The sequence below is a fragment of the Nocardioides sp. genome (genome assembly GCF_024509035.1).
Taxonomy (GTDB): domain Bacteria; phylum Actinomycetota; class Actinomycetes; order Propionibacteriales; family Nocardioidaceae; genus Nocardioides.
In genome coordinates this window covers 1-8,791 of record NZ_JANINT010000089.1, presented here as the reverse complement: position 1 = coordinate 8,791, position 8,791 = coordinate 1, and the positions used below count along the sequence as shown (strand labels likewise).

Annotated in this window: 7 protein-coding genes; all 7 read left to right on the top strand. The window is 71.8% G+C overall.

Annotated elements, in window-relative coordinates; all coding sequences use genetic code 11:
* The coding region (gene hemG, locus Q0L15_RS07350) for a protoporphyrinogen oxidase (protein ID WP_296603305.1) at positions 1 to 790 on the top strand (790 nt) is incomplete at its 5' end.
* A complete protein-coding gene (locus tag Q0L15_RS07345) occupies positions 787 to 1,953 on the top strand; it encodes a TIGR04053 family radical SAM/SPASM domain-containing protein (RefSeq protein ID WP_296603303.1) in 1,167 nt (388 codons plus the stop codon). The genes hemG and Q0L15_RS07345, both read left to right, overlap by 4 nt.
* A 44-nt stretch (positions 1,954 to 1,997) precedes the next feature.
* Complete coding sequence (locus Q0L15_RS07340) at positions 1,998 to 2,942, top strand: DUF808 domain-containing protein (protein WP_296603301.1); 945 nt, start codon at positions 1,998 to 2,000, stop codon at positions 2,940 to 2,942.
* A gap of 170 nt (positions 2,943 to 3,112) precedes the next feature.
* Complete coding sequence (ahcY, locus tag Q0L15_RS07335) at positions 3,113 to 4,543, top strand: adenosylhomocysteinase (RefSeq protein WP_296603300.1); 1,431 nt, start codon at positions 3,113 to 3,115, stop codon at positions 4,541 to 4,543.
* A 108-nt stretch (positions 4,544 to 4,651) separates the two neighbouring features.
* Positions 4,652 to 5,284 carry a response regulator transcription factor gene (locus Q0L15_RS07330; RefSeq protein ID WP_296603299.1) on the top strand — a complete coding sequence of 211 codons (633 nt, stop codon included), beginning with the start codon at positions 4,652 to 4,654 and terminating at the stop codon, positions 5,282 to 5,284.
* 9 nt (positions 5,285 to 5,293) lie between these two features.
* Positions 5,294 to 6,928, top strand: a complete 1,635-nt coding sequence (mtrB, locus tag Q0L15_RS07325) for an MtrAB system histidine kinase MtrB (protein WP_296603298.1) — start codon at positions 5,294 to 5,296, stop codon at positions 6,926 to 6,928.
* The gene (locus tag Q0L15_RS07320; RefSeq protein ID WP_296603296.1) at positions 6,925 to 8,685 is read left to right on the top strand and encodes an LpqB family beta-propeller domain-containing protein; all 1,761 of its coding nucleotides are present in this window, start codon (positions 6,925 to 6,927) and stop codon (positions 8,683 to 8,685) included. The genes mtrB and Q0L15_RS07320 overlap by 4 nt, the downstream gene beginning before the upstream one ends.
* The last annotated feature ends 106 nt before the right edge of the window (positions 8,686 to 8,791 follow it).

The window sequence follows — 8,791 nt, the reverse complement described above, 5'->3', positions numbered from 1 at the left end:
TCCGAAGCCTCCGCTGGTCTCCCTGCGCGGCGGCCTGTCGCACCTGACCGCGCGCCTCGCCGAGGAGCTCGGCCCCGAGACGGTGCTGACCGGCGCCCTCACGCGGGGGATCGACCGCCGGGCGGACGGGTCGTGGACGGTGCTCACCGACGACCGGATCCTCCCCGCCACCCAGGTCGTGCTCGCGACGCCGGCGTACGTCGCGGCCGACCTGCTCGGCGACCTCCTCCCGAACGCCGCGGAGCTGCTGCGTGGCATCGAGTACGTCGACGTCGCCAACGTGACGCTGGCCTTCCGGCGCGAGGACGTGCCGGCGCTGCGGCCGGGCACGGGCTTCCTCGTCCCGCCCGCCGAGGGGGAGCTCATCGTCGGCTGCAGCTGGCTGTCCCAGAAGTGGCCGCAGCCCGACGACGACCTGGTCCTGGTCAAGTGCATGGTCGGACGGGCCGGTGACCGGCGCTGGCTCAGGATGGACGACGACGAGCTCGAGCGCCACGTCCGTGAAGCCCTGTCCCGGATCCTTGGCATCCGCGCCGACCCGGTCGACCGGCTGGTGCAGCGCTGGCCGGGCGCCATGCCGCAGTACACCGTCGGGCATGCCGCCCGGCTGGCCGCCCTCGACGCGGAGCTGGCGACCCTGCCCGGCCTCACCGTGACCGGCGCGGCCTACCGCGGCGTGGGTCTCGCCGGCTGTGTCGCCCAGGCCGAGGCGACCGCCGCCCGCATCGTTCCCGAGCCCGGCGAGCCCGGCGAGCCCACCGAGCCCCTGCAGCAAGGAGCGTCTGCATGAACCACCCGAGCGGCCACCCCGCGGGCCTCACGCTGCCGCGGTCGATCGACTACGGGCAGCGGCCGATGCTGGTGTTCTGGGAGGTGACCCGCGCCTGCCTGCTGGCCTGTCGGCACTGCCGTGCCTCGGCGGCACCTGATCCGCTGCCCGGCGAGCTGACCGGCGCCGAGGGCCGCGCGCTGATCGACCAGGTGGCCGCGTTCGGTCGGCCGTACCCGATCCTGATCCTCACCGGCGGCGACTGCCTGCTGCGTCCGGACGTGTTCGAGATGGTGGAGTACGCGGGTGGGCTCGGCGTACCGGTCGCCATGTCGCCCTCGGTCACCCCGCAGCTGACCCCCGAGGCCATCGCCCGGATGGTCGACGCCGGGGTCAAGGCGGTCTCCTTGAGCCTCGACGGCGCGACCGCGGCGACACACGACGCCGTGCGGGGGATCCCCGGCCACTTCGACCAGACCGTGCTCGCGATCCGGTCGCTCGTCGAAGCCGGCCTCAAGGTGCAGATCAACACCACGGTGATGCGCGCCAACCTCGACGAGCTCGCGGACATCGCGGCCCTGATGGCCGAGACCGGCGTGGCCATCTGGGAGGTCTTCTTCCTGGTCCACGTCGGTCGCGGCGAGGCGACGGGCGCGATCACGCCGGCCGAGCACGAGGACGTGTGCCACTTCCTCGTGGACTCCTCGCACCACGGGTTCACCGTCCGCACGGTCGAGGCACCGTTCTTCCGGCGGATCGTCGTGCAGCGCAAGGCCGGGCTGCCGGCGCCCGCCACCCCGACGTACGTCGCACTCCGCGACCGCCTCGTCGAGCTCGCCGGCCCGGGGGAGAGCCGCTCGACCGCCCACACCGTCTCCACCCGCGATGGCAAGGGCATCGTGTTCGTGGCCTACGACGGCGAGGTCTACCCGGCGGGATTCCTCCCGCTGCCGCTCGGGTCGGTGCGCGAGACCCCGCTGGCGGAGATCTACCGCGACAACGAGGTGCTGCGCAGCATCCGCGCCTCGGAGTTCAGTGGCCGGTGCGGCCGCTGTGAGTTCGCCGACCTGTGCGGCGGCTCGCGGGCGCGGGCCTACGCCGACACCGGCGACCCGCTCGCCGAGGACTCCGCCTGCGTGTTCCAGCCGGAGCAGCGGTCCGAGGCGGCGCCGGCCCTGGCCTGACCCGGCACGCGAAGGGCTTGCACATCGCCCGATAACCTTCCGGCATGGCTGGAGGGTTGTTCGCGCTGCTCGACGACGTCGCCGCGCTCGCGCGGCTGGCCGCCGCATCGGTCGACGACGTCGGCGCCGCGGCGGGGCGGGCGACCACGAAGGCCGCTGGTGTGGTGGTCGACGACACCGCGGTGACCCCGCAGTACGTCCACGGCGTCACCGCCGACCGCGAGCTGCCGATGATCCGACGGATCGCGATCGGGTCGATCCGCAACAAGCTGCTGCTGATCCTCCCGGTCGCGCTGCTGCTCAGCCAGTTCCTGCCGTGGCTGCTCACACCGATCCTCATGCTCGGCGGCGGCTACCTCTGCTACGAGGGGGCCGAGAAGGTCTGGGAACGCATCCGCGGCCACGAGGCCCACGCGGCCCCGGTCGCGGAGGCGGGGGAGGACGCCGAGAAGACCATGGTGAGCGGCGCGATCCGCACCGACCTGATCCTGTCGGCCGAGATCATGGTGATCGCCCTCAACGAGGTGGCCGACGAGCCGTTCCTCAGCCGGCTGGTGATCCTGGTCGTCGTCGCGATCGTGATCACGATCGCGGTCTACGGCGTGGTCGGCGTGATCGTGAAGATCGACGACGTCGGCCTGGCGCTGACCGAGCGCAGGTCCGCCGGTCTGCAGCGGCTGGGCCGCGGGCTGGTGTCGTTCATGCCGCGCCTGCTCGCCACGATCTCGGTGGTCGGCACCGCTGCGATGCTCTGGGTCGGCGGCCACATCGAGCTGGTGGGTCTCGACGAGCTCGGCTGGCACGCGCCGTACGACGCCGTCCACCACCTCGAGGAGAAGGTGCACCACGCCGTCTCGAGCGTGGGTGGGGCCCTCGGCTGGCTCGTCAACACCGCCGCCTCCGCCGTCCTCGGCCTGGTCGTCGGTGCACTCGTCATGGTCGTCATGCACCTGCTGCCGTTCGGCAAGAAGCCCGCCGCCGCCCACTGACGGTCGATCCGACGGGCCGGGACGCGGGAGCCGGGGGCTGGGAGCTGGAGGCCCGAGGATTCCGCCAACCGGCGATCGCCGTCCTACGCTTGCCGGGTCCGCGTGGGAGATCCCCAGACGTGCAGATGCACGACGCAGACCCGGACTCCACCCTCCTGAGGAGACAACCGATGGACTTCAAGGTCGCCGACCTCTCCCTGGCCGACTTCGGCCGCACCGAGATCCAGCTCGCCGAGCACGAGATGCCGGGCCTGATGGCGATGCGCGAGCGCTACGGCGCCGACCAGCCGCTCAAGGGCGCCCGGATCGCCGGCTCGCTGCACATGACGATCCAGACCGCCGTGCTCATCGAGACCCTGGTCGCCCTCGGCGCCGAGGTGCGCTGGGCCTCCTGCAACATCTTCTCCACCCAGGACCACGCCGCCGCCGCGATCGCGGTCGGCCCGAACGGCACCCCCGAGGACCCGCAGGGCGTCCCGGTCTTCGCCTGGAAGGGCGAGACGCTGGAGGAGTACTGGTGGTGCACCCAGCAGATCCTCGACTGGCCCGGCGGCCAGCAGCCCAACATGATCCTCGACGACGGCGGTGACGCGACCCTGCTCGTGCACCTCGGCGTCCAGGCCGAGAAGACCGGCCAGGCTCCCGACCCGGCGAGCGCCACCAGCACCGAGCAGCGGATCATCTTCGAGGTCCTCACCCAGGTCCTCGCCGAGAACCCCAACCACTGGACCCCGATCGCCAACTCGATCAAGGGCGTGACCGAGGAGACCACGACCGGTGTGCACCGTCTCTACGAGATGATGCGCGAGGGCACGCTGCTCTTCCCGGCGATCAACGTCAACGACTCGGTCACCAAGTCGAAGTTCGACAACAAGTACGGCTGCCGCCACTCGCTGATCGACGGCATCAACCGCGCGACCGACGTCCTCATCGGCGGCAAGGTCGCCGTGGTCTGTGGCTACGGCGACGTCGGCAAGGGCTGCGCGGAGTCGCTGCGCGGCCAGGGGGCCCGCGTCATCGTCACTGAGATCGACCCGATCTGCGCGCTGCAGGCGTCGATGGACGGCTACCAGGTCACCACGCTCGAGGACGCCCTCCCGATCGCGGACATCATCATCACCGCGACCGGCAACAAGGACGTCGTCACCGTCGACCACATGCGGGCGATGAAGCACAACGCGATCGTCGGCAACATCGGCCACTTCGACAACGAGATCGACATGGCCGGCCTCGAGGCGCCGGGCGTCGCGGAGCGCAAGAACGTCAAGCCGCAGGTCGACGTCTGGACCTTCCCGACCGGCAAGGCCATCATCGTGCTCTCCGAGGGTCGCCTGATGAACCTCGGCAACGCGACCGGCCACCCCTCGTTCGTGATGTCGAACTCCTTCACCAACCAGGTGCTCGCGCAGATCGAGATCTTCACGAAGACCGAGGAGTACCCGGTCGGCGTCTACGTGCTGCCCAAGCACCTCGACGAGGAGGTCGCCCGCCTCCACCTCGACGCCCTGGGGGTCAAGCTGACCCGGCTCAGCGACGAGCAGGCCGCCTACCTCGGCGTCGACGCCGCCGGCCCCTACAAGCCGGAGCAGTACCGATACTGATCCCGACACCAGTGGGGCGGTCACGCTGTGGCCGCCCCACCGGCATGTCCGGCCGCTGAAGTCGGGGTGAACGCCACCCGGTGAGGCCCACTAAGGCAAGATGGACGCATGACCGAGCCGGCTGCCGAGACCCTCACCAAGGGTCGCATCCTGGTCGTGGACGACGACGCATCCCTGGCGGAGATGCTCACGATCGTGCTGCGCCAGGAGGGCTTCGAGAGCCACATGGTCGGACGCGGCGACCAGGCCATGGAGGCGTTCCGTGACTACCGCCCCGACCTGGTGCTGCTCGACCTGATGCTGCCCGGCAAGGACGGCATCGACGTCGTGGTCGGCCTGGAGTCGGGTGCCGACGACTACGTCGTCAAGCCCTTCAAGCCCAAGGAGCTGGTGGCCCGCATCCGCGCGCGAGTCCGTCGTTTCGACGCCCCGAGCCAGGAGACGCTCACGATCGGCGACCTCGCGATCGACGTGGCCGGCCACACCGTGACCCGGGCCGGGGAGCGCATCAGCCTCACGCCGCTCGAGTTCGACCTCCTCGTCTGCCTGGCCCGCAAGCCGTGGCAGGTCTTCACCCGGGAGGTGCTGCTCGAGCAGGTCTGGGGCTACCGGCACGCCGCCGACACCCGGCTGGTCAACGTGCACGTGCAGCGGCTGCGCTCGAAGGTCGAGCACGATCCCGAGAACCCCGAGATCGTCGTCACGGTCCGCGGGGTGGGGTACAAAGCCGGGACGGCGTAGGCCGGCCCGGTGCTCCACCTGCGCTCGTCGGTCGGCTCCCGCAGGCCCCCGGACTCCCTGCGCCGATGGTTCACGTTCTGGCGACGCTCCATCCAGGCTCGGGTGGTCGCGAGCACGCTGATCCTGTCGGCAGGTGTGGTCAGCGTGGTCGGCTGGTTCCTGCTGCAACAGACCCGCGACGGCCTGCTCGAGCACCGCGTGGACGCAGTCGTGGCCGAGGCCAACGACGAGACCGCCGAGGCCCGCGACCTGCTCGAGGCCGCGCCCGGCATCGACAGCGACCCCTTCGGCCAGCAGCGCTCCCTCGCCGGCACGCTGATCCAGCGCGGCGAGACCCGGGGCTACTCCGTCGTCCTCGTCGGCCCGACCCGGCCCGGCAGCCGGATCGCGGACGGCGGCGCCAACCGCACCCGCGGCCTCGACACCACCAGCGTTCCGCCCGCGCTGGAGGAGCACTTCGACGCCGAGTCCTCCACGGCCTGGACCTACACCACGATCCGGCGCACCGGGACCGACGGCACGGTCTCCGAGCGGCCCGGCATCGCGGTCGGCTCCCAGGTGCAGCTGCCCTCGGACGCCGCGTCGTACACGCTCTACTACCTGTTCCCGCTCGACGAGCAGGAGGAGACGCTCGCGCTCGTGACCCGCGCCCTGCTCACCGCGGGCGGCCTGCTGCTCGTGCTCGTCGCCGGCATGACGTGGCTGGTCACCCGCCAGGTCGTCACCCCGATCCGGCTCGCCCGTCAGGTCGCCGAGCGGCTGGCCGCCGGCCAGCTGCAGGAGCGCCTGAAGGTCTCCGGCGAGGACGACCTGGCCCGCCTCGCCACGTCGTTCAACCAGATGGCCAGCAACCTCCAACGCCAGATCCGCCAGCTGGAGGAGCTCAGCCGGGTGCAGCGCCGCTTCGTCTCCGACGTCTCCCACGAGCTCCGCACCCCGCTCACGACGGTGCGGATGGCCAGCGACATGCTCCACGACGCGCGCGACGGCTTCGACCCGGCCACGGCGCGCGCCGCCGAGCTGCTGCAGACCGAGCTCGACCGGTTCGAGACCCTGCTCGCCGACCTGCTGGAGATCAGCCGGTTCGACGCCGGCGCCGCGGTGCTCGAGCTCGACGACGTCAACCTCGTCGACGTCGCGCGGCGCATCGTCGACGTGACCCGTCCGCTCGCCGACCAGCGGCACGTCCAGGTGGTCGTCCGCGCGCCCGACCAGGCCTGCCTCGCCGAGGCCGACGTACGCCGGGTCGAGCGCATCGTGCGCAACCTGGTCACCAACGCCATCGACCACGCGGCCCTGGACGGACCCGACGCCGGCATCGTCATCCACGTGGCCGGTGACGAGCACGCCGCGGCGATCGCCGTGCGCGACCACGGCGTCGGGCTCGCCCCTGGGGAGGCGTCGATGGTCTTCAACCGGTTCTGGCGCGCCGACCCCGCCCGCGCCCGGACCTCGGGTGGCACCGGTCTGGGTCTGTCCATCGCGCTCGAGGACACCCACCTGCACGGGGGGTGGCTCCAGGCCTGGGGCCGTCCCGGCGAGGGCGCCCAGTTCCGACTGACCCTGCCCCGTCGGGCGGGCGGGGTGCTGCGGCACAGCCCGTTGCCGCTCGTGCCCGGCGACGTCGCGGAGCAGGTCTCGTGACCCGCCGACCGCTGGCCACGCTGGCCCCGGTGCTCGTGTCGGTCGTGCTCGCCGCGCTCGTCAGCGGCTGTGTCCGGGTGCCCGACAGCGGACCCGTCGTCGAGACCCGCTCCGAGGGCGACGTCTCCTCCGACACGGGCTTCTTCTACGACCCCAAGCCGCCCCAGAGCGGCGCCGCCCCGGCCGAGATCGTGCGCCAGTTCCTCATCGCGATGCAGGCGGTGCCGGTCAGCACCAAGATCGCCCGGGAGTTCCTGACCGAGGACGCCGCCGCCTCCTGGACCCCCCAGCGGGAGACCATCACCTACCCGACGCCGCCGACCCCCACGGACATCGGCCAGCGGGTGTCGATCCAGCTGCCCGGGGCCAACCACCTCGACAGTCGTCGGGCGTGGCGCGGTGCCCTGCCCCGGTCGCAGCGGACGATCACCTTCGACCTGACGCTCGAGGACGGCGAGTGGCGCATCGACGACCTGCCCGACGCGCTCATCGTCCCCCAGGACTGGTTCCAGCGGAACTTCCGCCAGGTCTCGCTCTACTACTTCGACCCCACCGCGGCGATCCTGACGCCGGAGCCGGTGTTCGTCCCTCGCGGGGACCAGCTGCCCTCCACGCTCACCCAGGCGCTGCTGGCAGGTCCCTCGCCCGGGCTCTCACAGGTCATCCAGAGCTTCATCCCCGCCGGGCTGGAGATCTCCGTGGGCGTGACGATCTCCGACGACGGCGTCGCCGACATCCTGCTCTCAGGCGACGGCGGGCAGCCGTCGGCCGACACGATCGAGAAGATGCTGGCCCAGCTCGCCTGGACGCTGCGCCAGGAGCCGACGGTGAAGAGCATCCAGCTGTCCTTCAACGGTGAGCCGGTCCCGCTGCCGGGCGGCGTCTCGTCGTACCGCGTCGATGGCGGCGCCCAGTACGACCCCGCCGGCGTCCAGGCGAGCCCGCTGCTCTACGGCCTGCGCCGGGGCATCGTCGTGTCGGGGACACCGACCGGTCTCGAGCCCGTGGGCGGCCCGCTGGGCGAGCAGGAGCTCGGGATGCGGTCGATCGGCGTGAGTCTCGACGGGAGCTCGGTGGCCGGCATCGGGGCCGACGGCACGTCGGTCCTGCTGGGCCAGCTCGGGTCCACCAGTGGTGCCGGCGTCGAGACGGTCGTCAGTGGCGGGCAGGACTTCTTGAAGCCGGCCTGGGACTTCGCCGGTCGCATCTGGCTGGTCGACCGCACGACTCGCGGGGCTCGGGTCTCGTACGTCGAGGACGGGGCGGTCCGCCGGTTGTGGGTGCCGGGGATCTCGGGGGAGCGGGTGCGCGCGTTCCTCGTGTCGCGCGACGGCAGTCGTCTCGTCGCGGTGATCGGTGGTCCCGACGGCGACACGCTCATGCTGACCCGGATCGAGCACCGGGGCACCGGGAAGGTGGTCGGCGCGACGCGGGCGATGCGGATCGGCGCGAGCGTCGACAGCTCCCTGCCCATCCGGGCGATCAGCTGGCGCAGCGCCAGCAGCGTCGTCGTGCTGAACCCACCGGTCGCGACGTCGTCGGCCTCGGTGGCGACGGCCTCGGTCGACGGGTCGCCGCCCAACCAGGATCCCTCGGCGATCGTGGTCGACGGGGTCGTCAGGGCACTCGTCGGCTCGCCCGCCGGTGACGAGCCGGTCTTCGGCCTGACCCGCCGGGGACTCATCGCCGTGGACAACGTCGAGCAGCGCGTCGTCGAGCTGCCCCGGGGCACCAGCCACCTCGTCTACGTCGGCTGACGCGCCGAGCCACGCCCCGGTCCACAGGGGCCCGACGGTGGCCTTGAGGGTCGACCGCACACCTGCTGCGATGCGCGCATGCTGCGCGACGTGCGCGAGGTGCTCG